At 47.6% G+C, this 23,344-nt stretch carries 18 protein-coding genes; 15 read left to right on the plus strand and 3 right to left on the minus strand.

Annotated features, from left to right (window positions below; all coding sequences use genetic code 11):
• The first annotated feature begins 149 nt into the window (after window positions 1–149).
• A complete protein-coding gene (yycI, locus tag BCV73_RS29510) occupies window positions 150–953 on the plus strand; it encodes a two-component system regulatory protein YycI (protein WP_076172427.1) in 804 nt (267 codons plus the stop codon).
• Window positions 953–1,759, plus strand: a complete 807-nt coding sequence (locus tag BCV73_RS29515; RefSeq protein WP_076172425.1) for an MBL fold metallo-hydrolase — start codon at window positions 953–955, stop codon at window positions 1,757–1,759. The genes yycI and BCV73_RS29515 overlap by 1 nt, the downstream gene beginning before the upstream one ends.
• Here the strand turns inward: BCV73_RS29515 and BCV73_RS29520 are convergent.
• Window positions 1,728–1,934, minus strand: coding sequence for a hypothetical protein (locus tag BCV73_RS29520; RefSeq protein ID WP_076172423.1), 207 nt, complete (start codon window positions 1,932–1,934; stop codon window positions 1,728–1,730). The two genes, BCV73_RS29515 and BCV73_RS29520, sit on opposite strands and share 32 nt — an antisense overlap.
• A gap of 704 nt (window positions 1,935–2,638) precedes the next feature.
• Between BCV73_RS29520 and BCV73_RS29525 the strand changes: the two genes are divergently transcribed.
• The 10 genes from BCV73_RS29525 to BCV73_RS29575 all read left to right on the plus strand — a co-directional run bounded on the left by BCV73_RS29525 (window position 2,639) and on the right by BCV73_RS29575 (window position 13,238).
• Window positions 2,639–3,892, plus strand: a complete 1,254-nt coding sequence (locus BCV73_RS29525; protein WP_089549496.1) for a S1C family serine protease — start codon at window positions 2,639–2,641, stop codon at window positions 3,890–3,892.
• Window positions 3,893–4,003: 111 nt separating this feature from the next.
• A complete protein-coding gene (locus tag BCV73_RS29530; RefSeq protein WP_076172419.1) occupies window positions 4,004–4,171 on the plus strand; it encodes a CxxH/CxxC protein in 168 nt (55 codons plus the stop codon).
• Between the two features lie 263 nt (window positions 4,172–4,434).
• On the plus strand, window positions 4,435–4,914 hold the full coding sequence (gene rlmH / locus BCV73_RS29535) for a 23S rRNA (pseudouridine(1915)-N(3))-methyltransferase RlmH (RefSeq protein WP_089549497.1): 480 nt from the start codon (window positions 4,435–4,437) through the stop codon (window positions 4,912–4,914).
• 176 nt (window positions 4,915–5,090) lie between these two features.
• Window positions 5,091–5,462 carry a hypothetical protein gene (locus BCV73_RS35220; RefSeq protein ID WP_179232097.1) on the plus strand — a complete coding sequence of 124 codons (372 nt, stop codon included), beginning with the start codon at window positions 5,091–5,093 and terminating at the stop codon, window positions 5,460–5,462.
• Window positions 5,463–5,610: 148 nt separating this feature from the next.
• A complete protein-coding gene (locus BCV73_RS29545) occupies window positions 5,611–6,252 on the plus strand; it encodes a hypothetical protein (RefSeq protein ID WP_089549498.1) in 642 nt (213 codons plus the stop codon).
• Between the two features lie 166 nt (window positions 6,253–6,418).
• Window positions 6,419–8,251 (plus strand): hypothetical protein, encoded by a 1,833-nt coding sequence (locus BCV73_RS29550; RefSeq protein WP_089549499.1) that lies wholly within the window; start codon window positions 6,419–6,421, stop codon window positions 8,249–8,251.
• A 100-nt stretch (window positions 8,252–8,351) separates the two neighbouring features.
• The gene (locus BCV73_RS29555; RefSeq protein WP_089549500.1) at window positions 8,352–8,921 is read left to right on the plus strand and encodes a TetR/AcrR family transcriptional regulator; all 570 of its coding nucleotides are present in this window, start codon (window positions 8,352–8,354) and stop codon (window positions 8,919–8,921) included.
• Window positions 8,922–9,037: 116 nt separating this feature from the next.
• Window positions 9,038–10,159 (plus strand): ABC transporter permease, encoded by a 1,122-nt coding sequence (locus BCV73_RS29560; protein ID WP_089549501.1) that lies wholly within the window; start codon window positions 9,038–9,040, stop codon window positions 10,157–10,159.
• On the plus strand, window positions 10,159–10,854 hold the full coding sequence (locus BCV73_RS29565; RefSeq protein ID WP_089549502.1) for an ABC transporter ATP-binding protein: 696 nt from the start codon (window positions 10,159–10,161) through the stop codon (window positions 10,852–10,854). Before BCV73_RS29560 ends, BCV73_RS29565 begins: the two co-directional genes overlap by 1 nt.
• A gap of 260 nt (window positions 10,855–11,114) precedes the next feature.
• Window positions 11,115–13,238, plus strand: a complete 2,124-nt coding sequence (locus BCV73_RS29575) for a bifunctional metallophosphatase/5'-nucleotidase (protein ID WP_089549503.1) — start codon at window positions 11,115–11,117, stop codon at window positions 13,236–13,238.
• A gap of 197 nt (window positions 13,239–13,435) precedes the next feature.
• Here BCV73_RS29575 and BCV73_RS29580 read toward each other — a convergent pair whose 3' ends face one another.
• Complete coding sequence (locus tag BCV73_RS29580; protein ID WP_076172400.1) at window positions 13,436–13,822, minus strand: winged helix-turn-helix transcriptional regulator; 387 nt, start codon at window positions 13,820–13,822, stop codon at window positions 13,436–13,438.
• A gap of 212 nt (window positions 13,823–14,034) precedes the next feature.
• On the opposite strand from BCV73_RS29580, the gene BCV73_RS29585 reads away from it, so the two are divergent.
• From BCV73_RS29585 to BCV73_RS29595, 3 genes are all read left to right on the plus strand, one after another.
• Window positions 14,035–14,625, plus strand: a complete 591-nt coding sequence (locus tag BCV73_RS29585; RefSeq protein ID WP_089549504.1) for an NAD(P)H oxidoreductase — start codon at window positions 14,035–14,037, stop codon at window positions 14,623–14,625.
• A 741-nt stretch (window positions 14,626–15,366) separates the two neighbouring features.
• Window positions 15,367–21,714 carry a DUF7601 domain-containing protein gene (locus BCV73_RS29590; RefSeq protein ID WP_143811942.1) on the plus strand — a complete coding sequence of 2,116 codons (6,348 nt, stop codon included), beginning with the start codon at window positions 15,367–15,369 and terminating at the stop codon, window positions 21,712–21,714.
• 19 nt (window positions 21,715–21,733) lie between these two features.
• Window positions 21,734–22,513: a class B sortase gene (locus BCV73_RS29595; protein WP_089549506.1), complete on the plus strand. Its 780-nt coding sequence runs from the start codon at window positions 21,734–21,736 to the stop codon at window positions 22,511–22,513.
• A gap of 100 nt (window positions 22,514–22,613) precedes the next feature.
• Here BCV73_RS29595 and BCV73_RS29600 read toward each other — a convergent pair whose 3' ends face one another.
• Entirely contained in the window at window positions 22,614–23,177 is a 564-nt protein-coding gene (locus BCV73_RS29600; protein ID WP_089549507.1) for a DUF4062 domain-containing protein, read from the minus strand.
• Window positions 23,178–23,344 lie beyond the last annotated feature (167 nt).

The raw sequence follows: 23,344 nt of genomic DNA on the forward strand, positions 1-23,344 counted from the left end.
AGCATCTAGCATGAAGGTCGATTAGAAGGAGCAAAGCTCCATTTTCATAACGATCGGATGGATCGCGTGTCGAGGCTTGGAAATGTTGGGTTAGCCGAAGCTATGGGGAACCAAGCGGGATCAAATTTCGGGTAAAAGGAGGGCAAGGGATGGATTGGGGACGGGCCAAAAATGTGCTGATCTACGCTTTTTTGCTGCTGAACCTGGTGCTGGGCTACCAGCTGTGGGCCGACGTGCGCGAACAGGCGGACACCAATCTGGACTTTGCCTCCCTGGCGGACAGCACGCAGAAGGCGATGGAGGAAAAATCGATTCAGCTGCTGTGCCCGATTCCGAGCATGACGCCCGCGCTGCCCAAAATCTCCTATCACTACGTCAGCGGGGAAAGCATCGGCAAGCCAGTCACGCTGAAGAAGCCGGTCGAGAGCAAGCTGATCTTTATGGGCACCGACCTTGTGGACGCCCTGGGCGACCAGATTCCCGAGTTCGGCAATTACCGGTATGACCCTCAGGCGAGTCAGGAGATGACGGAAGCGGAGCTGGAACGGGTGAAAGTTGCCGGCGCCGCGGGCCGATTCGTCATGCATACGCTGGTGGATGGCAAATGGCCGCTGTTCAACGATCAGCTCGAGCTGTACTACAGCGAGCAGAAAATCGTGTCCTACCGCCAGTCGCTGGTGGAAATCGCCCCGATGGAGGACGAGCAAGAGCAGAAGATTTTGCCGGCATCCGGGGCACTGAAACGGTTAGTGGACGCTTTTATCCCGGAAGGTTCGTCCATAAAGGATATTCAGCTGGGCTATTACGGCCAGGTATTTAACTCGGAGAGCCAGGTGGCTGCGCCATCATGGCGGTTCACGCTGGAGAGCGGAGAAATTTATTACGTACAGGGGATCAGCGGTGACGTGACCGTGAACAGCCCCAAGGATGAAGAGGGAAAGGAGCAGGGATGATGGGCATATCTTTTACCGTTCTGTCGAGCGGATCGACGGGGAACGCAACCGTGGTAAGAAATGAAGACACGACGCTGATGATCGATGCCGGGCTTAGCGCCAAGCGGATCGACGAGCTGATGGAACAGCGGGAGCTGTCGGGAGAGGAACTTGACGGGATTCTTGTCACCCATGAGCATTCCGACCATATTAAAGGGCTCGGTGCCGTGGCCCGCAAATACGATCTGCCGATCTATGCCAACGAGAAGACATGGGAGGCGATCAACAAGTCCGTCGGCAAAATCGCCGAGGAGAACCGTGTCGTGATGGACAGCGGCGAGGTGCGGGATTTCGGATCGCTGCGGGTGGAATCTTTTCAAATCTCACATGACGCGGCAGAGCCGGTGGGCTACTGCTTCTACGACGGGGACGAGAAGCTGAGCGTGGCCACGGACCTGGGCTATATGAGCGATAAGGTGAAGCAGGCCATCAGCGGCTCGAACGTGCTCGTGCTGGAGGCGAATCATGATATTGAGATGCTGCGGATGGGCCGTTATCCGTGGAACACCAAGCGCCGCATTCTGGGCGACCTCGGGCACTTGTCCAACGATGCCGCAGGCGAGGCGATGAGCGAGCTGCTGACCGGAGATCTGAAGCGCACCTATCTGGCGCATTTAAGCCGGGACCATAATCAGATGGATTTGGCGAAAATGACCGTGCGTGCCGGAATGGAAGACCGGGGATGCTTTTATAAAGACAGCGAATTTAAACTGTGCGACACTTACTACGACCGGCCTACACCGTGGGATAAGGTGAGTGAGCCATAAACTCATCGAGCTCCGCCGCTTTTCTCTCTACCTCATCACGGGTGAGAATGCCCTTGTCAATGAGCAGTTCAATGATCGTGCTTAAGGCAAGGGTATTGCGGTAGTGCTCGTCCTTTAAATCCCCCAGCTTGGCCATCATATTCACATAGTCCATCGAAGACGGAAATCGTTCCATGAGTCCGTTCCTCCTTGTTTTTCAACATCGGTTCAATTCCATAACCCACCAATGACGCAAGCGATAAAAGATTAGGGCAACCGCCCCACTTATGTTACAATAACTATACCGCATGAATGTCCGCGAAGGCTTGCATACAGCGGGTTTGACTGGTGTCCAGCCTGCAGCATAGCAGGTCGTGCTTCGCCCTTTTTCATAGTTTCATCAGGCTTTACTTTTATTCTAGTCTGTTAATGCTGGAAACATTCCTGTTTCTATGAAAATATATCTCATGTGCTGTATAGAATAGACTGAAGAAATGAATGTTATAGGCCGCCTATCGGGTTGTTATAGCAGGAAGTTCAATGCAAAGCTTTAGTTCAATCTATATAGAAAGAGAATCCGAAGTCAACGTGGGCAAATTCTATACATACAAATGTGAGTGACTGAGACTTCGACGCTTCAAATTTGCTGCTTAGATTCAGCCCAATGTGGTGATGTAAAAAATAAAGGGTCTGCCTCGTGCAACCTTGGTAAGCTGGAAGCAGTTATTAATAGTATAGGCAGCCTGAACGATTAGAAGCTTATAAGAACATGCCGCCACGTCATTAGTTATACAGACCGGTCATTGGCGACGGATATTTTTCATTTCTCGTCAAAGGCATCTGTATGGATGAATCTCACAAGATTTTCGGGATGCGTTACAACAAAGGGGAGAGGATCACATGGGGCTGTTTCGTGACGATTTTTATTCGACCAAAATTTCCAAACGGCGAAGCCTTCGCAAAGTATATCCCGCACAGCGGGTGTGGGGCAGAAGCAGGCGCAGCCGGGGGACGTCCACGCTGTTCGTGGCGACGGTCAGCTCCGTCATCAGTGCGGTGGTGGCGGTGCTCCTGTTCAGCCTCATCACCGGCCTTCCTTCCCATACAAGGGAGACGGCGGCGGTCAGTGCCGTTGCTTCAACCCCGCTGGACGGCAGCGGAGATCCGTTCGACCGGCTCGTTCAGGCAGCGGCCAAAGTCCGTCCGACCGTCGTCAGCATCGTGAACTATAAAGATGCGAAGGACGCGGACAAGGGAACGGCAGACCTGGAGGATTCGGCGCTTGGATCAGGGGTCATTTTCAAGAAGGAGAACGGCAAAGCTTATGTCATCACCAATAACCACGTCATTGAAGGCTCACAGGACCTGGAAGTGATGACGGTCGGCGGGGACATGAAAAAGGCAACGCTCGTCGGCACCGATAAAGTGACGGATATCGCCGTCTTGTCGGTGGACGACAAGAACATTGCCGATGTGGCGGAAATGGGCGATTCTACGAAGCTGCGCCTAGGGGAGACCGTGTTCGCCATCGGCAATCCGCTCGGGCTCGGGGATACGCTGACGTCCGGCATTATCAGCTACACCAACCGGGTTGTGCCGGTGTCGCTGAACCAGGATGGCGTGTACGACTGGGAGCAGGAAGTGATCCAAACCGACGCGGCCATCAATGAAGGCAACAGCGGCGGCGCGCTGGTGGACCTGAACGGCAAAGTGATCGGCATCAACACGATGAAGATTTCCGATGCCGGTGTGGAAGGCCTGGGCTTTGCCATCCCGGTCGATCAGGTGATGAAGACGGTGGATGAGCTGATGAAATACGGCAAAATTTCACGTCCTTACCTGGGCGTGTACACCGTGGACCTGAACAATCCGTACGCCCCGCTGGATGAAGACCAGCGCAAGGAGCTGAAGCTTCCGGCTGATGTGAAAGACGGCGTGGTCGTGCTGGACGCTATCGGACCTGCCAAGGATGCGGGACTCAAGCTAAACGACGTCATTACGGAGTTCAACGGGAACCCGATCAAGACTACGCTGGAGCTGAAGAAGTACCTGTATGACAAAGTGAAGATCGGCGACATGCTCAAGGTCACCTTCTACCGTGCAGGCCAGCAGGAGACCGTCGACGTCAAGCTCGCCGACAAGCCGGATTCCTAAAATAGGACGTGTGATCCGGCCCAAAACCGGATATAATGAGAGTCATAGGTTTTCGGAATTGACCAGCCAGAAATACGTACATTGTGTGCAATTTTAAGGGGATGCCATTTTATGTTTGTCGTTTGTAAAGACCATGTGGAGCTCGCGATCGATATGTTCGTCGACGAGTACGAGGACGCGCCGGATATCGTGGACCTGAAGGAGACGGAGTTCTCAGACTGGGACCCGCCTGTACAGTGCGCGCACTGCGAACAGCCGGCCAAGTTCCTGGTCGTGTAGCCGCAGGGTTATCAGGAAATGCTATGAAGAGATGAATAGCGATGGGGAGAGCGTGGAGACACGCTCTTTTTTACTTTTTGGAAGAGTGGATAGGGTTCGTGAAATGCACTCAGTAGATAGGGGTTCGCAGGCGATTTTCAAGGGGCTCTTTTCTGGTCGGGAAAGTGTCGTGGCCCCGAAGATTGGAGCGGAATTGGAGTGTCTAAGACCCTATGGGAGTGCTTTATGATGTGAGGACGTAAAAGATAAGTGGAGGGGTATTCATGCTGATTCAAATGATCGGCGTCGGCAAGCTGAAGGAGAAATATCTGGTGCAGGGCATCCAGGAATACGCCAAGCGGCTGACGCCTTACATCAAATTTCAGATGGTGGAGGTCGCGGACGAGAAGGCCCCCGACACCTTGAGCGATGCCGAGGTGTCGATTGTGAAGGAGCGCGAGGGCGAACGCATCCTCGCGCACATCAAAGAGAGCGCGCATGTGATCGCGCTCGCCATTGGCGGCCAGCTCTGGAGCTCGGAGGAGCTGGCCGCCGAGATCGACCGGCTCGGCACCTACGGGACGAGCCATGTCGTGTTCGTGATCGGAGGGAGCCATGGGCTCTCCGATCAGGTGCTGCGCCGCGCTCAGCAGCGCTTGAGCTTCGGGCGCATGACCCTGCCGCACCAGCTGATGCGGCTGGTGCTGGTGGAACAGATTTATCGCGCGGTGAAGATCAATCGGGGGGAACCGTATCATAAGTAAGGCGAAACAGCGATTACGGATTCCATATCATCATCCGCTAGTCTATGCTGCGCGTGGCATCGCTTCATGGGCGCTACGTCTGAAAAGCCGCAGACTCTGGGTGCCCAAAAAGGAATATAATAAATACTTAGAAATTTGTATCTAAACATAGCATTCATGTTGAAAGGAGAATATAGATGACCGTAAAGTTTAGCTTGAGTTATACGGATGGAGATTTCATCGACAACCTAGAAGTTCCAATTTATAAAGTGTATCGCAAGGGTACCTCTTTTCAACTGTATCATTTAAATCGCAACCCTGCTCGTAATGAACACAAAGAATTGCTCGTTATCGATGAATCGGGGATAACACCAGAGAGCATGTTTAAAAGCGTTACAGAATTTTGCGAAAAAATTATCCCCTATTTATTGGATAGGAAAAATGATTCGTTATTTTTATTTGGGGAGTATTATGATGCAGAGAAAGATAAGATGGTGGACATTGATGATATTGAGATTTCCTGTTTAATAGGCGGGGCAGCCATCTTACAAGAAGAAGAGAATAAGTAATGTAGGATCTACAGAGGTAGTTACTGAGGAATATGAATCAATCGATTTTTTAATTAGGATAATCGTGGCTTAAATATGATGTGGAAACGTGGAGATTTCCTTGCGCGGTCTGAAAGGTACCTCATTAAGTTTCTTGGAGGAGAGTTGAATGCCGTTGGACAATAAAACAAAAGTTTTAGTTGAGCGGACAGACAGTATACTTTATTATGCCGAATCTGACCTATCGAAAGATCAGGGGGCAGGCTGGATCGGCGGAAATGCACCTGACTTTTTTGATGATCAAGATGACCTCATCCATGAAGGTAACCAGAAATATGTTTTTTACTTGACCCTAGTCCATCCCTTTAAATCGGAGAGCATGATTTCGATCTTCATCCCTGAAGACTATGAGGAGTATTTGGAGAACAATATGTATCCTAATTGCTCGATTAAGGTGATAGAGCATCCCATTTCAACTGAAAGCGCCAAAGAGATGTTTACTAATCCAGGCCTTATAAAACATTTCATTTCAGATGGTGCACTAAGCAATGACAAGAAATCGATAGACCAGTCTTTTTTGATCAAAGTAGGTGGAAACCCGAGACTTATTCAAAATGAAGACAATTATTTTACGAAGCTTAGGGAGGAGTCATTTTCCTTCTTATTTCAGGTAGATGAAGATGGTTACCCCGAAAAGTTGGTTCAACATGATTACAACTACCCTTTTGGTTTTGGATCACTCTATATCTTCGCCTTAATAGGAGCGACCGAGATCCAACACCCTGTAGCAGGCTTTTGGCAATTCTCTTGATTTCGCTCTTTTAGATGCTACGATGAACCGCATCATAAGTAACAGCGAAAATAATGGTAATCCTCGTATTCTCAAAACCTATCTATTCGTATGTCATGCGGTCATGTCATATTTTATGGGAATCGCTGCTTTACAAAATTAACTAACACATCGAGAGTAGGACACTATGGGTTTTAAAGATGAATTAAAACGTGAAATACGTAACGCAATGAAAGATGTAAAAAAAGAAGTACAAAAGACGTGGAGAATTGATTATCAAGGGCATAATGTTGAAATTATACATGAGCTAAAAAAAGAGTGTCTTATCATTGATGGGGCTACGGTGGATACGAATAAACGAAAATCGATATTTTCATACTTTGTTCCTTATTCCAAATTATCAGGTACGATTGATCTGGAAGATGGCGTAAAACATACGGTGTCCGTTAAACTGGGTGGTTATATAAGCTTTAACTGTATTATCACGATTGACAATGTTACGGTGTTGGATGATGCATTGGCGCTTGATTTTCTTCCGTGGAACCATAAGGAAAAGATCGTTCCGTTTATTGAGCGACAAGTTCAAACACACAACAAAATAGTAGATGATGGTTTACCGGATGACGAATATGTATATGATGAAAATCATCCACCAGTGGCTGCGGGTTCATCTGATCATTTCGTAGAAGACATCCCCACTCCATTTTTTGTGAAAAAGCTGTTGAAGCTTTTTAAAAGACAACTCCATCATCCTACGAACAAAACACGAAAGGCAACATACGAAGAAATCATTTCTGACAATATCGCTAGCTACGGCGAGGAATTTATTGAGCGCTTTAAACAAGCTGAGTGGGATGAATCTCTCGTACAACAAGAAGCAATATGGCTTCTAGAACATGCAGCACATAGAGAGGTTGTAAAATTCTCAATCACAGTACTTGGGTGTACGAATTGTGAAAAGTATAAAGAGCTGTTATTCACATTAGGCATGCATGAGGAATTCACTTTATATGTCTTATTTGCATTGAAAAATGGAACAAGGGAAGCGAATGACCAAATTTGGCGGCTCGCTCAGTCTGTCCATGGCTGGGGCAAAATTGCTGCAGTTGAAAAATTAGAAGCAACAACGCCAGAAATAAAACAATGGCTGCTGACAAAGGGCTGTGAAAATATCATTAAGAATGAATATTTTGTCTACATGTGTGCCATTAAAGGAGATCTTCCTGCAGCACTAAATCCAGAGATGATCTCAAAACAGCTGTATGATGGAGTAGGTTTAATCATCCAAACGTTACTTCATGAAGATGTAGAATGTGATATTGAAGACTATATATTTGAAAACGCGATTCTTTGTCGCTTCTTAGACCATGCTCGGATCCACTGCCAAACCCTTGAAGATTTTTATCCCCTTATGAAAATATGTAAATATATAAATGCTGATGAAATTTGGGGAGAAAGATCTAATGATTGCAGAAGGCAGCAGGAGCGCAATTCTATTCAGAAGGCGATTCAACCATTTATAAATAATCCTAAGTGGTCACAGCTTGCCATGGATACACTACAACAAGATATCGATGTTAAGGCTCTTGAAGTCGCCCATTTTTACCAATTAGACATCATTCCGAATTTGTTTAAGATGCTAGAGATACATCCGACAAATAGCGAGATATATTTTTCCATTATGAATACAAATCATCGACAGCATATCATAGACCTCTGCGTATTCGCAGAAAATCATTTATCGTTATCAAGCCCGTCAAAAGAAGAAGAACATTGTCTGCGATATATTGTTCAAGATTTACATGAGCATGCAGGAGTGGGGCTACCACTGGTTCAAGCTGCTCTTGAATCGGATACAGAGCTAATGCAATATCAGGCTCTAAGTGTGCTTGAAGAATGGACTCCTTCGATTTGGCAACAGCCTAGTATACTTGCTGCTATTAAGAACATCTCAACTACGACAAAAGATAAGTATTACCGCAAGTTAGCAAATCAGTTATTATCTAAATCCCTCGACTAATTTTCGCCGACTATACGTGTTAAGCTGAACCGTACGACAAATAGGGCGAAATTTTTGTTACAATGTAGACTACGGCTAGCAATCAGGGACGGTGATTAACATGGGAAGAAAGCAGGCTTTTACAAAATCAGAGTTGCTTGACCAAACCAAGAAAGTGCTTCTCGAATACGGTTATGAGGGATTTCAACTTAAGTTGTTATCCAAGAGCCTGGTTGGAGCAAGAAGCACGATTTACCAATATTATGCCAACAAAGAAGAGATAGTTGCTGCATGTATGAAACGATCAATGGAAAATGTATTACAGAAGGCGTCGGCTATTGATGAAACGGATTGCATGAATGCCCTTCAACAGCTGCTAGATGTATATCTGGAGGAAGCTAGTTTCCATCAATTACTTGGATATGCTCATAAAATAAATAAAGCCAATTCTGCGGCTGCAGCCAATGATCTTGAATTTGTTGAGCAAGCGCATGTGACTTTAAAAAATCAACTGGAGCGATTGTTTGCTCGTGCTCAGGAAGAGGGACACTTGAATACAAGTATCCCACTTCCTGCGATTATAGGTGTATTTTTTAACCTGATTGAAACTCCCAATATGATGAATATTCCAACACCTCAGTGGAGTAAGCTGTTGTACCAAATGTGGCTGGGAGGGGTAGGAAGACGATAAAGCACAAATATATTTGACACTCGTGTCATATAAAACCTATAATAAATACGTACCGGACGAAATGTGATTAATTTGACACGCGTGTCATTTATCTGTGCTGAGGAGAGGATTAGCATATGTTTTTGGCATTGAAGGAATTGAGACACAGCAAGACAAGGTTTTTGATGATCGCTATTATTTTTGTGCTCATTTCTTGGCTGGTGTTTATATTGTCAGGTTTGGGGAATGGGTTATCTACGCTTGCGGCTTCGACGTTTAAAACGATGAGGGCTGATTATGTGGTTTTTGAACAAGGGTCTAAGGCTTCAATGAGTAAATCTTTATTGTCTAATGATTTGTCAGCTAAATTAGCAGAAATGCCGAATGTAAGTGCCGTTTCACCTATGGGAACCATCATGGCATCGGCAATCAAAGGGAGTAGCAAGTTAAATGAGGATAAAGTAGATATAGCGATTGTTGGAATTAACCCGGGGAGCTTTCTTGAGCCGGCGATTATTGAAGGAACGGGGCTGACATCCGATCAGATGACGAAGGTCATCGTTAATGAGACGATGAAAGACGAAGGATTTAAGCTAGGGGACACCTTCCAATTAGATGGTTCGACGGAATCGTTGACGATTGTCGGCTTCGTCAAGAATCAGACTTATAACCACGTAGCAGCTGTATTTACACCTATTGAAGAGTGGCGTAAGCTTGCGTTTGCGGCACCAGGCTCGGACAAAGGAGTTAAGGACCCCGTCAATGCGATGATGCTTCAAGGTAAAGATATTGATCGGAACACTATCAATGAACAGCTTTCGGGTACCGATACGGTTACTCGTGCGGCAGCGGTACAGGGAATGCCTGGATACAAAGAAGAGAATGGCACGATCATGATGATGCTTGCGTTCCTGCTTGCGATCTCTGCATTCATCATTGGCGTGTTCTTCTATGTATTCACGATGCAGAAGTCCAACCAGTTCGGGATTATGAAAGCGATCGGGGCCAAGAATGGATTCCTAGGTAAAGCCGTCGTCTCACAGGTGTTCGTCTTGTCGCTCTCAAGCATTATCGTTGGCATTTTATTGACTTATGGTACAGCGGCAATCATGCCCAAAAGCATGCCGTTTATGCTGGATACGAAGCTGGTGCTCACGTATTCCATTGTATTGTTGGTGATCTCATTGCTTAGTTCGTTGGTATCCGTTCGCACGATTTCGAAAATTGATCCGCTTAAGGCACTTGGGAGGGTTGAGTAATGACTGAAGGCTTGCAAATAACAACAGCTTCCAAATATTACAACGAGGGATCGAATCGTATTGCGGCATTAGACCGAGTGTCCATAAAAGTGGAGCCAGGTGAGTTCGTCGCAGTGGTAGGTCCGTCCGGTTCTGGAAAAAGCACCTTCCTATCCATCGCGGGTGCACTGCTAAAAGCTTCCGATGGAGAGGTCATACTAAATGGGAAGGACATCTCAAAGCTATCAGGCAAACAACTATCCGATATCCGCTTGCATGAGATTGGTTTCATCATGCAGGCCTCGAATTTAGTTCCATATCTGAGCGTCCTCGATCAGCTGCTAATTGTGAAGCGGATGTCGGGAAAGATTCGTGCAGCAGACAAAGCGATGGCTATCAAGTTACTTGAAGAGCTTGGACTAGGCAATAAGCTGAAGAGCTACCCGGATGAGCTGTCGGGGGGCGAGAAGCAGCGTACCGCCATTGCCCGCGCGTTAATTAACGATCCCAATATCATATTGGCGGATGAACCTACAGCAAGCCTGGATACCAAGCGCGCCCATGAAGTTGTCTCCTTGATTGCCCATGAGGTGAGAACACGCCATAAAGCGGCGATTATGGTCACACACGATGAGCGGCTGCTTACCTACTGCGACAAGGTATACCGGATGGAAGATGGCAAATTATTTCTAGGGGAACTGGAGTCCATCCATTGAACGTCCAGAACCAGGTTCAGAGGCAGCAAATAAAGAATCTCCAATTCTCGGAAGCGAGATCACAACTTATGAAGTGGCATCAGTAAAAAACCGATAGGCTCCCATACGGCAGACAGATTATATAATAAATTCATAATCTTGTTCCATCTCTACCAATCTCCCAACTTTTTTACGTAGATTTGATATATTCTACGACTTCCATGATTTGAATTGTGCTAAAATATTTCAGGAACAGAAATTGGAGAGGGGTTTTATAACTCATGTCATGGAAAAAAGTTCTGGGTAAAAGCACCATTCGTGTGGCTACGACTGCTCTATTACTTTCCCAACTGTTTGGCGCAGTAGGTTCTGTCTCTGCTGCAGGTAACGATGTCGAAGTACACTTGATCGGAATCAATGACCTGCACGGTCAGTTGGACACCACATCGATAGTTAGTGACAAAAAGGTCGGAACAGCTCCAATTCTAGCAACATATTTAAAAGAAGCTCAAGCCAAATATGAAAACTCCCTGCTCTTCCATAATGGAGACTCTGTTGGAGCATCCGCCCCCGTCTCATCTCTGGATCGTGATGAGCCTACGATGGAATGGATGAATATGATGGGCTTTGATGTAGGTTCTTTGGGCAATCATGAATTCGACCAAGGTATCGCTGCATTAAAAGCACAAATCTTTGGTGGTCTGGATCCAAAAGAAGGCAAGGTAACCCATGCGGGCGCAAAATTTGATTATGTAAATGCAAACGTCATTGAAACTTCCACTGGCAAACCATTGATTAAGCCATATGTGGTTAAAGAAGTGGGCGGAGTCAAAATCGGATTTATCGGATTAGTGACGAAAGCGACACCTTCTAAAGTATCCCCAGCGGGTACAGCAGGCGTGCGTTTCTTAAGCGCAGAGGAAGAGGTTGCAGCCGTTAATAAATATGCAAAAGAATTACAAAATCAAGGTGTAGAAACGATCATCGTCCTGGCACATGATCCAGCAACAACCAAAGAAGGCGTAACCACTGGAGAAGCGGCTGATTTGGCCAAAGCTTTGCCTGCCGATTCCCCTGTTGACGTTATCGTTGCAGGTGACAATCATGCTCTGGCTAACGGTGAAGTGAATGGAAAATTGATCGTACAGGCTTATTCTTATGGTACGGCATTTGAAGATATTAAGTTGATGATTGACCCAACGACTGGGGATGTAACCGAAAAGTCAGCTGCAGTTACAACAACTTTTCAAGACGGTGTCAAAGAAGACCCTGAATCTTTAGCTATTATTAAAAAATCACTAGACAAGCATCCTGAGCTAACGAAGCCAGTAGGCACGACAGATGGTTCTGTCACTCGTACAGATGCTTATAATAACGAAGCGCCTCTTGGAAACCTCATTGCAGATGCAATGCGTCAGGCAGACTTTGGTGATAAAGCAGGTGCTGCTGACTTTGCATTTATGAATCCAGGTGGGATTCGTGCGGATCTGCCGCAAGGCGATGTGACCTTTGCTGATCTTGCTAAAATCCAACCTTTTGGCAATACTTTGGTGAAACTGGAGCTGACGGGTGCACAAATTCAAACCTTGCTGCAGCAGCAATGGGGTACAAATGCGGACGGTACGCCAAACACCAAAACACTACAAATCTCTGGCTTGAAGTATACGGCAGATCTCAATAAGCCCGTTGCTGAACGTGTGACTAGTCTTACTCTTGAAGACGGTACACCGATTGATCCTGGAAAAACATATACGGCTGTAGTCAACAACTTTATGGCAGCAGGCGGAGATAACTATAAAGTGCTGGTGGATGCTAAATCATCCTTAGCCGGTCCGATCGATCTGGATGTATTCTATCAGTACATTGTAGATAAATTTAAAGGTGGCGCTATTCAAGCTAAAACAGAAGGACGTATTACCAACCTAGGTGCATCTACGGAACAACCGGAAACACCTGTTACCACAGAAGTTATTTCTCGTGCCGAGTTTGTCAGTGCTCTAGTAGATATGTTGAAACTAAACCAAGTAGCTGCAGCACCTGCATTCAAGGATGTTGCTGCTGACGCTGCCTATGCAGATGCCATCGCTGAAGCTGCTCATGCCGGATTCATTCAAGGCTACGGTGGTAACTTCAATCCGGATCGTGATATCACTCGTGAAGAGGCGGCTACCATACTTGCTAAATTGTTGAACAACCCAGTTTCTGATAAAAACGCTGCTGCGATCCTTGCAGGTTTTGAAGATGGCAAAACCGTTTCTGCCTACGCGGTTAAATCTATGGCCACTCTGATTGATAAAGGTATTCTAAGTGCAGTGGATAAAAAATGGCTTCAACCTAAACAAGGTCTTTCCAATAGCGATGCAAAAGCGTTAATTCAAAAAGCTGTTGCAGCAAAAGCTTCATAATGTAGAAGTGATTCAAACCTTGTATTAAGACAGAAAAACACATCCCTTTGGTGAAAAGTCTTCTTCTATTGATGAACCTCAATTAGTCTCTCAATTCATGGAGAGGTAGGTTAATCTAGAAGAATGCTATATCCCAATTGAGGATGTGTTTTTTTTCATCGGTAATCCCGAATACCCGTTCTTTTAAGTGTGGAAATTTACTTTGAACAGCTTTCAAACTCTTCCAGAACCTTGGATTTGTCGCCATAAACCTTTTCCAGGTGATCCTCTCCCCAATAGCATAAAAGGTCAAGCGCAGGCTTTAATCCCCAGCCGTAGGGAGTTAACGTATACTCCACTTTAGGTGGGATCTCTTGATAAATCTTGCGTGCGACAATCTCATCCTTTTCCAGGCCTCTTAGTTGAGTGGTCAGCATCTTCTGCGTAATGCCGGGGATTAGCCGGCGAAGTTCCGAGGTCCGTTTCGGTCCTGTCATCAAATGATAGATGATTAAAGGCTTCCATTTCCCTCCCATTACTTCTAATGCAGCCTCCACCCCAACTTTATACTTCTCTCGAATGCGATTTTCCTTTTGTTCAGTCATCTTGGATTCCTCCGCAAAAAGGATGTGTTTTCGCTAAGAACATAACTTCAAGGGACATCTATCCAGGGCACTTCCATGTTCCTAGGGTACCCGTATGATCCTATAGAACGTGAAAGTGCGTACTTCCAGGTTATTTTGGCACTGTTTATAATAGCATCAGCCGTTAATCATGGCTACAAGTTAGCTGTTGAGAAAGGAATGAGGATACAAGCATGAATGTATTATGTGTTGTTTCGCACCCGCGAAAAGATTCCCTGACCTTTCAGGTCGCCGATCGTTTCGTACAAGGTCTTGCCGAGTCCGGCCACGACTATGAGATATTGGATTTACACGGGATTGGCTTTGACCCGGTTTTACAAGGAGCGGATGAACCGGATTGGTCTGCAGCCAAACAGTCCTTTTCTCCTGAGGTGGAAAGGGAAATAAGGCGAATGAAAGAGCACGACGCTCTGGCGTTTATTTTTCCAGTTTGGTGGTGGAGTTTGCCAGCCATGCTGAAAGGTTATATTGACCGTGTATGGAACAATGGGTTTGCATACGGTTCGAACCATCTTCAGCATCAGCATGTCTTGTGGATTGGTCTGGCGGGCGTTTCCAAAGAACAGATGGAAAAGAGAAATTACGATAAAATGATTACCCATCTGCTCAATGTGGGAATTGCAGATTATTGCGGTGTATCCAGTTCCAATGTTGAATTTTTATACGAGACCTTGGACTCCAATTCCAAGCATTATGAGATACTGCTTAATCAAGCTTATCACTTAGGGTTGAAATATGCCAAGGAGCGAGGATCCGCAGTATAGAGGTTGGCATTCAGGCCCGTGCCCGTAGTGGATTTTTCGCCGATAGACTCGTGACGCCTTTATTGGACCTGCTCCAGATTGATTTATTATATACATCCGGCTGTGCCGGGTGATAAACGAACTTAAAGCGGATAATTTATAATAAATATAGCAAGTCAGCCATCAAAAGACTCGTTCGGAATAATTGAATTCCTACGGGTCTTTTTTGTTTTGCATTTAGAGACAACCATTAATGTTCCATTAAAGTTGAACCGACCTTCTTTCAATCCATTTCCAGCCCGTAGTTGGGCTACATAGAAAGCGTGACCTTATCTGTAGTCTGGTAATATTCAGTAATTATTCAGTAGGAATGAGTATAATCATCGCAAGTCGACTTTATTCTCCAAAATTAGACAGAATTATTTGGTCTGGTCATATGTTGATGCACTACACCTGAGGAGATTTCGTGATGATAGATCACAGCGAAACGCAGATAACAGGAAGAGAGCACAACTACATGTGTTTCCAACTAGGCCTATCAGCATCTGTAGAGGAGAGGAAGGAGGGAACTCTGCAAGATTTAAGATGATGCAAAGGGCTGCTGGGATCGAGCCAATAGAAGCTCTCTATTCGGTTGAGCGATGTTGAACCGATGATCCTACAGTCGCAAAAATTTCAGTAGTTTCGGGAATGGAGGACAAAAGTGTCTTGAAACGAAAACGCAGCATAGGTAAAGCAATACTCTCTTTATGCTTGGCAATTATGCTAGTCCTGCAGACGGTGGCTTTCTCGGCTGCCGCATTTGCGGATGGCGAATCAGGCCAACTGGTAACCGAATCATCGTCGGTATCTGAGACGGTTAACGAATTGCCAGGCGAATCGTCAACGGAACAACCGTCGGCGACACCTGGGGCGGTGGACGACACGCCAAACGAACCGTCGACAGAACAACCGCCTGCGACACCTGGAGCGGTGGACGACGCGTCAAACGAACCGTCGACGGAACAACCGCCGACGACACCTGAGGTGGCGGACGATACACAGCCCGTTTCTACATTGGAAGAAATGACGGCAGACCCGACGGACAAAACGGCTGTACTGGTGAACGCCAACTCGAAGTTCAGCCTCACAGTAAAGCAGGGCGACCCTGCGGCCGTGATTCCGGCGGGGGGCGAGATTAACGGCCGGGAGAACTTCACCCTTCAGTTGGATAGTATCGCCGTGCCGACCAAGGGCGACAATGTCAATGCTCCGCCCGAAAGCGTGATTCAACAGGGGGATTATGCCGTCCTGGATAAGGCGACCTACTTCCCTGATGTGAATTTGACGCCTGCAGGTCCTATGGCAATCAACGAGGGCAGCCTGAAAATTGCTACCGTTCAGTTTTTTGCCGATTCCATCAAAATTACGTTTGATGGCGCAGGAGTATATGACGGCAGTAGACGCGAAGTCAAAATCGGCTTCTCCGCTGTTGCCAAGGCGGCAAATCAGACTCCCGGCGATGGCGGGGATACGACCCTTTTCGGAGATGGCTATAAGTTTAAAAACTCTGATCTGGTGCCGGAATATACCATTACTTTAAGCAGCTCATCAAGTCTCGGCGGCGATAACACCGGAATTAACAACACTTCTTTTCTAGAGGGCGCTATTACATGGCAAGCGGTAGTGACGGCCACCGACGCGGACGATAAGACGATACCCATACCATTGGATGGGCTGACCTTCTCAGATGCGCTTGCGAGCATCGGCATATACATGCCCGAGTCCTTCAAGGTGGATGGAATTGCGGCAGATCCTGCTTATGCTGATGGCACGCTTTCCTACAAGTTCCCAGACGCATCCACTGAAGGGAACGTCAAGAGCACGGCGACGATCACCTTCAAAACGTGGATTCCTAAAAGTGTATATTACTATGAGAAGAACGGCAATTTTGACTCGTATGGATGGTACCGCATTGAAAATACCGCAAAGCTTCTGGGGGATGCCGCCGATGAGAAGGCTTCATCCAATCTCTATCGGGTTGCCGTACGCCCCAACTGGATTACGGTGAGCGGCAAGCCCAGCAAGAGTGGAAGCGATACGCTCATCACATGGACGATCGAAGTCAACAAGAGGATTAACAATAACGGCGTACTATTCAGAACCGGCTTGCAGAACGTTAAGATCACAGACACTCTGCCCGCCGGGACGGAGTTAGTGTCCGCGTCCTATAAGAATGGGGACAGCGGTACGGATACCCCCATTACCCGCAACGCCGCAGGGGAATACGACATCGGAACCGCCATCGGCGGGAATCTGAACGGCTCCCTCTACATGACGGTTGTGACTAAGGTGACAGACAGCAGCAAGTCAACCTTCGACTATAGTGCCCGCGCCAATTGGGAATTGGATGTGAAGGATGAAGGAAATCCCATTCAAAATAACGATGCGACTGACTGGACTGCCCCCGCTGCTGTTGTGGACGCTGCGCAGGTGAAAATCGGCGCACATGCCTTCACGAAAACCGTTGCAGCAAGAAATAACACCGCCCAAACGCTATATGCAGGCGCCAAGTGGACGATCAACTTGACACTGCAGTATGATCTGGACGCTCCAGTCGTCTATGATCTGCTGGTTCATGGTGGGTCCCTCGATGTACTGGATAATCTGGATTATAGTCCTGAGGTAACGGCAGAGACTCTGAATGCAATCAAGAGCGGGATTGATGACAAGCAGCTCTGGCAAAAATACCGCGACAAAACGCTGACTGTGAGTAGCGGGCTGGACGGAGATGTGATCCCATTGACGGTGGAAGGCAAGCCGGTAGCGGATCTTATCAAGGTGACCGGGTTTAAAGGAGATGTGAAGGGAGATGTTTCATTCGAATCCGTCACGACCAACCCGGACAACCTGTTCCGTCAAGATATTGGAGGCAAATGGAGCGATTGGAGCAACCGCGGCTTGCTCTTCGATGGTGACAGCTATGTGGGGAGCTATGACGCCACCACCAAGAACAGAGTGCGGATGCTGAACAATGAGATGTTGTATGCGAGTACAATCGATGAGAAAGGTAACTCGCTAGGAAACATAGCCGCCAATTGGAACCGAGATTATGGCAACTGGAGCGCCAGCACATGGACTCGGCCAATTGTCGTCAATGATCAGAACTATTATATTGACAACTCCCGTGATGATAAATACATCCTGGCAGGCTATGATCGCAAGGATCGAACAGTCACTTTCCGGCTGGCGGTGAACATGCCGGGATTCAATACGGATGTGATGGCCAAGGATGGTGGAGACCGCGTAGCCAGCGACATCAAGCTGGTGGATACGCTGCCTGAAGGCTGGGAGTTTGTTGATTATGCTCCGGGCGAAGACTATCGACTTTATACTGGTGCTACAGGCTATCATGGAAACGCTGAAAATGGAGGATCAAGTGGAGGTGGTTTTGGCCTATACGCACAAGCAATAGGGAGCAAAATTCAGCCGAACGATCCCAAGCATGTGGTAAGCTTCGACAAGAACGGCAATGTAGGCACATTCACTTTCTCCAAGCTGGAGAGCCCTTACGTCATTCTTGTGAAGGCGCGCCCGACAAATTCCGCGCTTACGAAGTACCACATAGGCATCAATAATGCCGGTGAGAATAAGGCTGAGTTCTCCATGAAATGGGGAAGCAAGCCCTATAGTGCCATCGAAACTCACAGGATCCTTGTGCCTATGCAGTCTCTAAGCAAGACAGTGAAAAAGCCTGTTGCCGGTGTACAGGAATGGACGGTGAACTATACGCCACCGTTCGAGATGAAGCAGGGCGTCTATTTGCTGGATACCCTTGCCAAGGGACTGAAGCTACGCACAAATGCAGATGGCAGCCTGTCTCTCGAACCTTCTGACATCGCTGTCTATCCCGGCAAGTTGAAGCCGGACGGCACTCTGGAGCATGATGGTGGGCCGCTGAATCTCGCGGATCCGAACTCCGAGGTGAAGGTCACCGCGGGCACAGACCCGGCAACCGGGGGATCGACGCTTAGATTTGATTTTACCGACCCGAACAAGTTCTATCAGATCGTATACCAGACCGAATCCCAGGGCATGCAGGCGGGAACAGCCGGGAACTCCATCAGGCTGATAGGCGACGATACCCTTCCGCCGATCGGAGCGCAGAGCAGCATTACGCTGGACTCGAACGACGTGGCGGGAAGCTCGAATGAGAACGGCCTGCTCTACCTCAAGAAGGTAGGTCCCGATGGCACAACGCCGCTGAAGGACGTCAAGTTCCAGTTGTTCAATCCTGACGGCACGCCGGCCAAGGATAAAGACGGCATTGTAATGGCGGAGAAGACGACGGGCACGGACGGCAAGGCGAGTTTTATTATTCAATTGCCGGGGGATTATTTGCTCAAGCAGACGTATATTGATCCCCTCACTTACTTGCCTACGACTACGGTCTACCGGGTGCGTGTCATTGATGCGCCGGGCAAGCCTGTCCTCGTAGACGGACAGAAGGTGGATTCGAACAATCCGCTAATTGTCCCAACACCCGCCCAGGGCAAGCTGACCATCACCAATAAGGTGGAAGGCAACGGAAGCGACCCTAACAAAGAGTTCGAGTACACCGTAACCTTCAACGGTGAGGGTAAGGGCGGAGAGTACTTCTATAAAAAGTCAGATAATACGACTGGCATGATCAAAAGCGGTGGCAAGATTACCCTTAAGCACGGGCAAACTATGACGCTGCCGGCATTGCCTGCAGGTCTGGTTTATACCGTTATCGAGGGCGATTATACGACCGTTGACGGTTACACGACTAAGCCGGAGTCGCGAGAATGGTCTGACACAATCGTGAATAAAGGCGACCACAAGGCGGACTTTATCAATGAGCGAACCGTCAACAAGCTGACGATCAGCAATACGGTCATGGGCAACGGCGGCGACAAGACGAAGGCGTTCGAGTACACCGTCAGCTTTGAGGGTGCAGGCAAGGACGGAAGCTACTCTTACGAGAAATCGGATGGCAGTACAGGTACGATCAAGTCTGGCGAATCCTTCACGCTCAAGGATGGAGAGACCCTGGAAATGGTGGGTCTGCCTAAAGATCTAAAATACACAGTTACTCAGAAGGACTACACAACCGATGATTACGTGACTACTCCTGAGGAACGAAACTATACCGGAGTCATGAAGGGCCAAGATGAAAATGCCCCGTACACGAACGTGCGAGTCATAAAGGGCGACCTGGTCATCAGCAACACGGTTAAAGGCAAAGACGACGACAAGAAGAAGCTGTTCAAGTACACGATCACCTTCACAGGAAAGGGATCGGACGAATCCTACGCCTATGAGAAGCCGGATGGCACTACGGTCATGATTAAGGGTGATTACACCTTCGATCTTACGGATGGCCAGACGCTCGTTGTGCATGAACTTCCGACGGGTCTCGAGTATACGGTGACCCAGACTGATTATTCGGAAGACGGCTATGTGACGGATCCTGAAGGTTTCGTTCGCACAGGAACCATTCCGGAAAAAACATCGGCCAAAGCATACTTTGTAAATACCCGCCCATATCTGGAAGGCGTGCTGCGTGACAACAACACAGGCGAAGTCATTCCGAACGCGGAAATCATCGTGACGAACAAGAAGACCGATGAACAGCAAAAGATTCGGACGAATGAGAAGGGTGAATATTCGATTCCGGCCGCAGCCGATACCGAATATACGATCACTTATACGAAGCTGTATCATGTAGGCGGGAAGGATGTCCCTGTCGAGTTCACGCAAAAAGCAAATGTAGACGGCAGTGTGAGAGACGAGACCGTTCCGGCCGACATTACGGCAGTAGGGATCGTGCTGTTCAAGCAGCTGGATGGAACAAAAGAGCTATTCAACGATTCTTTTACCAGCCAGATGCATATCTATTTGAAGGACAAGGACGGCAATTATATTCAAGAGAACGGTCGTCCCAAGGCGTTTCCGATGGCTTCAAACGGCACTTTCTCCGTGGAAGGGCTAACCGAGCAGAAGTACACCATGGAAGTTCGCTATGAAGCTGAGGACGGTCAGGAATTGCTCTTCAAGGTGACGCAGCTGGACGTGAAAGCAAACGGAGAGCTGAATATTTCCGAGGAATTGGTCGATCCTTACGGTACGGTTTATGATGAAACGACAGGAGACGCTATCACCGGCAAGAAAATTGATGGAGCCAAAGTTACTCTGTATTATGCGGATACGCAGCGGAATAGAGATAACGGGCACATTCCGGATACGAAAGTAACGCTTCCTCCGGTTCCGAACTTCCCGCCGCACAACAACAAGAGCCCCGAGCAAGATAGCGACGCAAATGGCTTCTATGCATACATGGTGTTTCCTGACGCGGATTACTATCTGATCGTAACGAAGGACGGATATGAGACGCATCGGAGCGATACGATTTCTGTCGATTATGACATTATCAAATACGACGTGCCAATGAAGCCGATCCGTTCCGGTGGTGGCTCCGACAACGGTAACGGTGGGGGCGGCAACGGCAACGGGGGAACCGATAACGGCAACAACGGAGCCGGTAACGGTAACGGCGGAACCAACAACGGCAACAGTGGAACCAACAACGGCAACGGCGGAGCCGGTAACGGCAACAACGGAACCGGTAACGGCAACGGTGGAACCGATAACGGTAACAGTGGAACCGATAACGGCAACAGTGGAACCGATAACGGCAACAGTGGAACCAACAACGGTAACAGTGGAACCGACAACGGCAACGGCGGAGCCGATAACGGTAACAACGGAACCGGTAACGGCAACAGTGGAACCGGTAACGGTAACAGTGGAACCGATAACGGCAACAGTGGAACCGACAACGGTAACGGCGGAACCAACAACGGCAACAGTGGAACCGACAACGGTAACGGCGGAACCGATAACGGTAACAACGGAACCGATAACGGCAACGGCGGAACCGACAACGGCAACAACGGAACCGGCAACGTCGACAACGAACTGGACGATGCTCCGAAAACCGGAGACAACAGCGTATCGCCTATCCTTTATATGGCTTTAGCGCTGATGTCCTTGATGACGATCGGGTTCTGCCTAATCGGTAACAAGAAGAAAAAGCACATTCAGTGACCGGAAAGGCGGTAAGAAAATGAGTAAAACTAAAAAGTTTCTTATCGCCGTTTCCCTCCTTGTGTTCGTATTTTCTCTCTTCAGTATTGCGAAGACTCTCCTTCGAGATTACGCTGAACAGCAGGAAATTAAAGAGCTGACAAAAGTTAGGGAGGATGGGTCTGGCAAAGGCGGAGGGGATGCAATCCCCTCCCTTTTGTCCAATAAGGCGGGTAAGCCGGTCATGCTTCCCGAATTTCGAGAGCTTTACGAGAGGAATCCGGATATCGTCGGCTGGCTGAAGATTGACGGCACCCGAATTGAGTACCCGGTCATGCAGAATCCACAGGATGCGGAGTACTATCTCAATCATGATTTCGATAAGAAGGAAAACAAAGGCGGCCTCCCTTTCTTGGATGCTCATAGCCGGGCCAATGGTTCGGGCATTTTGCTGATTCATGGACATCACATGAAAAGCGGCTGGATGTTTAAAGATTTAATGAAGTACAAAAACGAAAATTTTTACAAAGAGCACGCTACGTTCCAGTTCAGCACGCTTTTTGAAAAGGAAAAGTACGAAATTGTAGCCGTCATTCTGTCTCAAGTTTATCGCAAATCGGACGAAGTTTTTAAATACTACCAGATTGAAAATATAAGTACGCCCGCCGCGTTTGATTTGTATGTACAGAACATCAAGAAACTTGCTCTTTATGATACGGGCGTAACTGCCCGGTATGGCGACAAGCTTGTTGTACTGTCCACTTGCGAGTACTCAACCGAAAACGGCCGGCTAGCGGTGGTTGCGCGAAAGATTAAATGACGATGTTGAAATACGGAGTCAAGCTGGTTGATATCGCGTTCTCCCTTTGGAGGACGCGATTTTTTAGCATTCGGGGCTGACGGTGCCAACCCCTCTTTCATTACCTCTTCTCCAACTCCGCCTTTAGTCTTGCATTCTCTTCCAACAGCTTTTGAACATCCGGGACATCTTTGCCGGAAACCCAGCCATGTAAATCGTCTCTTGCGGCATACAACGGCAATTGATCACGAAGTACCATTTTAATGTGCCGTACATCTTCCACATAATAGATCGGGACTTGTTCCATGACCGTTTGCTTAAACTCTTGAAACTCCTGATAGTATTCAATCGCTGTAAAGTCGTATGGCTGTTGTCTCAATGCTTCTTCTGTGACAACAAAAGCAAATCTGGGTTTGCCCGCTTCTCCGGCATACTCATACTCCCAATGCGTATAGCTTTTGGATTCATCAGGAAGCGTCAAACCATAGAATCCTCCGAGAATCAGGATATATACATCGGACTCATCGATCCATCTCTTCCTAATGTTCATTGGGCTTTCCTTGAAAAATTGCTCGATTCCAGCAGGGATATGACCGGCTTGAAGTATGGCTTCCACAGCGGTATGTCTTTCCTCAATTAGATCATAGTAAGTAGACGATATGTAAATTTGTAGTTTTTTTCTCATAAGCCCACCTAAATTAAAGAATTCTTAAAAATATAGAATGAAATAGAAATGAATGAAATAGGCCGTATTGAGCCGTTATAACAGGATGTTCAGCGCAGACTTTATTTCAATCTATTTAGAATCTAACATTCGCTCACTTTATATGTCAAAATTAGCAAGTATATATG

This window comes from Paenibacillus sp. SSG-1 (assembly GCF_002224835.1).
Taxonomy (GTDB): domain Bacteria; phylum Bacillota; class Bacilli; order Paenibacillales; family Paenibacillaceae; genus Paenibacillus_AQ; species Paenibacillus_AQ favisporus.

Excerpts from the sequence above, each read along its gene's own strand:
- BCV73_RS29595 (WP_089549506.1), top strand. The coding sequence starts at position 21,734 with ATGAGTAAAACTAAAAAGTTTCTTATCGCCGTTTCCCTCCTTGTGTTC.
- BCV73_RS29585 (WP_089549504.1), top strand. The coding sequence starts at position 14,035 with ATGAATGTATTATGTGTTGTTTCGCACCCGCGAAAAGATTCCCTGACC.
- BCV73_RS29545 (WP_089549498.1), top strand. The coding sequence starts at position 5,611 with ATGCCGTTGGACAATAAAACAAAAGTTTTAGTTGAGCGGACAGACAGT.
- yycI (WP_076172427.1), top strand. The coding sequence starts at position 150 with ATGGATTGGGGACGGGCCAAAAATGTGCTGATCTACGCTTTTTTGCTG.
- BCV73_RS29530 (WP_076172419.1), top strand. The coding sequence starts at position 4,004 with ATGTTTGTCGTTTGTAAAGACCATGTGGAGCTCGCGATCGATATGTTC.
- BCV73_RS29590 (WP_143811942.1), top strand. The coding sequence starts at position 15,367 with ATGCTAGTCCTGCAGACGGTGGCTTTCTCGGCTGCCGCATTTGCGGAT.
- BCV73_RS29555 (WP_089549500.1), top strand. The coding sequence starts at position 8,352 with ATGGGAAGAAAGCAGGCTTTTACAAAATCAGAGTTGCTTGACCAAACC.
- BCV73_RS29550 (WP_089549499.1), top strand. The coding sequence starts at position 6,419 with ATGGGTTTTAAAGATGAATTAAAACGTGAAATACGTAACGCAATGAAA.
- BCV73_RS29560 (WP_089549501.1), top strand. The coding sequence starts at position 9,038 with ATGTTTTTGGCATTGAAGGAATTGAGACACAGCAAGACAAGGTTTTTG.
- BCV73_RS29580 (WP_076172400.1), bottom strand. The coding sequence starts at position 13,822 with ATGACTGAACAAAAGGAAAATCGCATTCGAGAGAAGTATAAAGTTGGG.
- BCV73_RS29520 (WP_076172423.1), bottom strand. The coding sequence starts at position 1,934 with ATGGAACGATTTCCGTCTTCGATGGACTATGTGAATATGATGGCCAAG.
- BCV73_RS29600 (WP_089549507.1), bottom strand. The coding sequence starts at position 23,177 with ATGAGAAAAAAACTACAAATTTACATATCGTCTACTTACTATGATCTA.
- BCV73_RS29525 (WP_089549496.1), top strand. The coding sequence starts at position 2,639 with ATGGGGCTGTTTCGTGACGATTTTTATTCGACCAAAATTTCCAAACGG.
- BCV73_RS35220 (WP_179232097.1), top strand. The coding sequence starts at position 5,091 with ATGACCGTAAAGTTTAGCTTGAGTTATACGGATGGAGATTTCATCGAC.
- rlmH (WP_089549497.1), top strand. The coding sequence starts at position 4,435 with ATGCTGATTCAAATGATCGGCGTCGGCAAGCTGAAGGAGAAATATCTG.
- BCV73_RS29575 (WP_089549503.1), top strand. The coding sequence starts at position 11,115 with ATGTCATGGAAAAAAGTTCTGGGTAAAAGCACCATTCGTGTGGCTACG.
- BCV73_RS29565 (WP_089549502.1), top strand. The coding sequence starts at position 10,159 with ATGACTGAAGGCTTGCAAATAACAACAGCTTCCAAATATTACAACGAG.
- BCV73_RS29515 (WP_076172425.1), top strand. The coding sequence starts at position 953 with ATGGGCATATCTTTTACCGTTCTGTCGAGCGGATCGACGGGGAACGCA.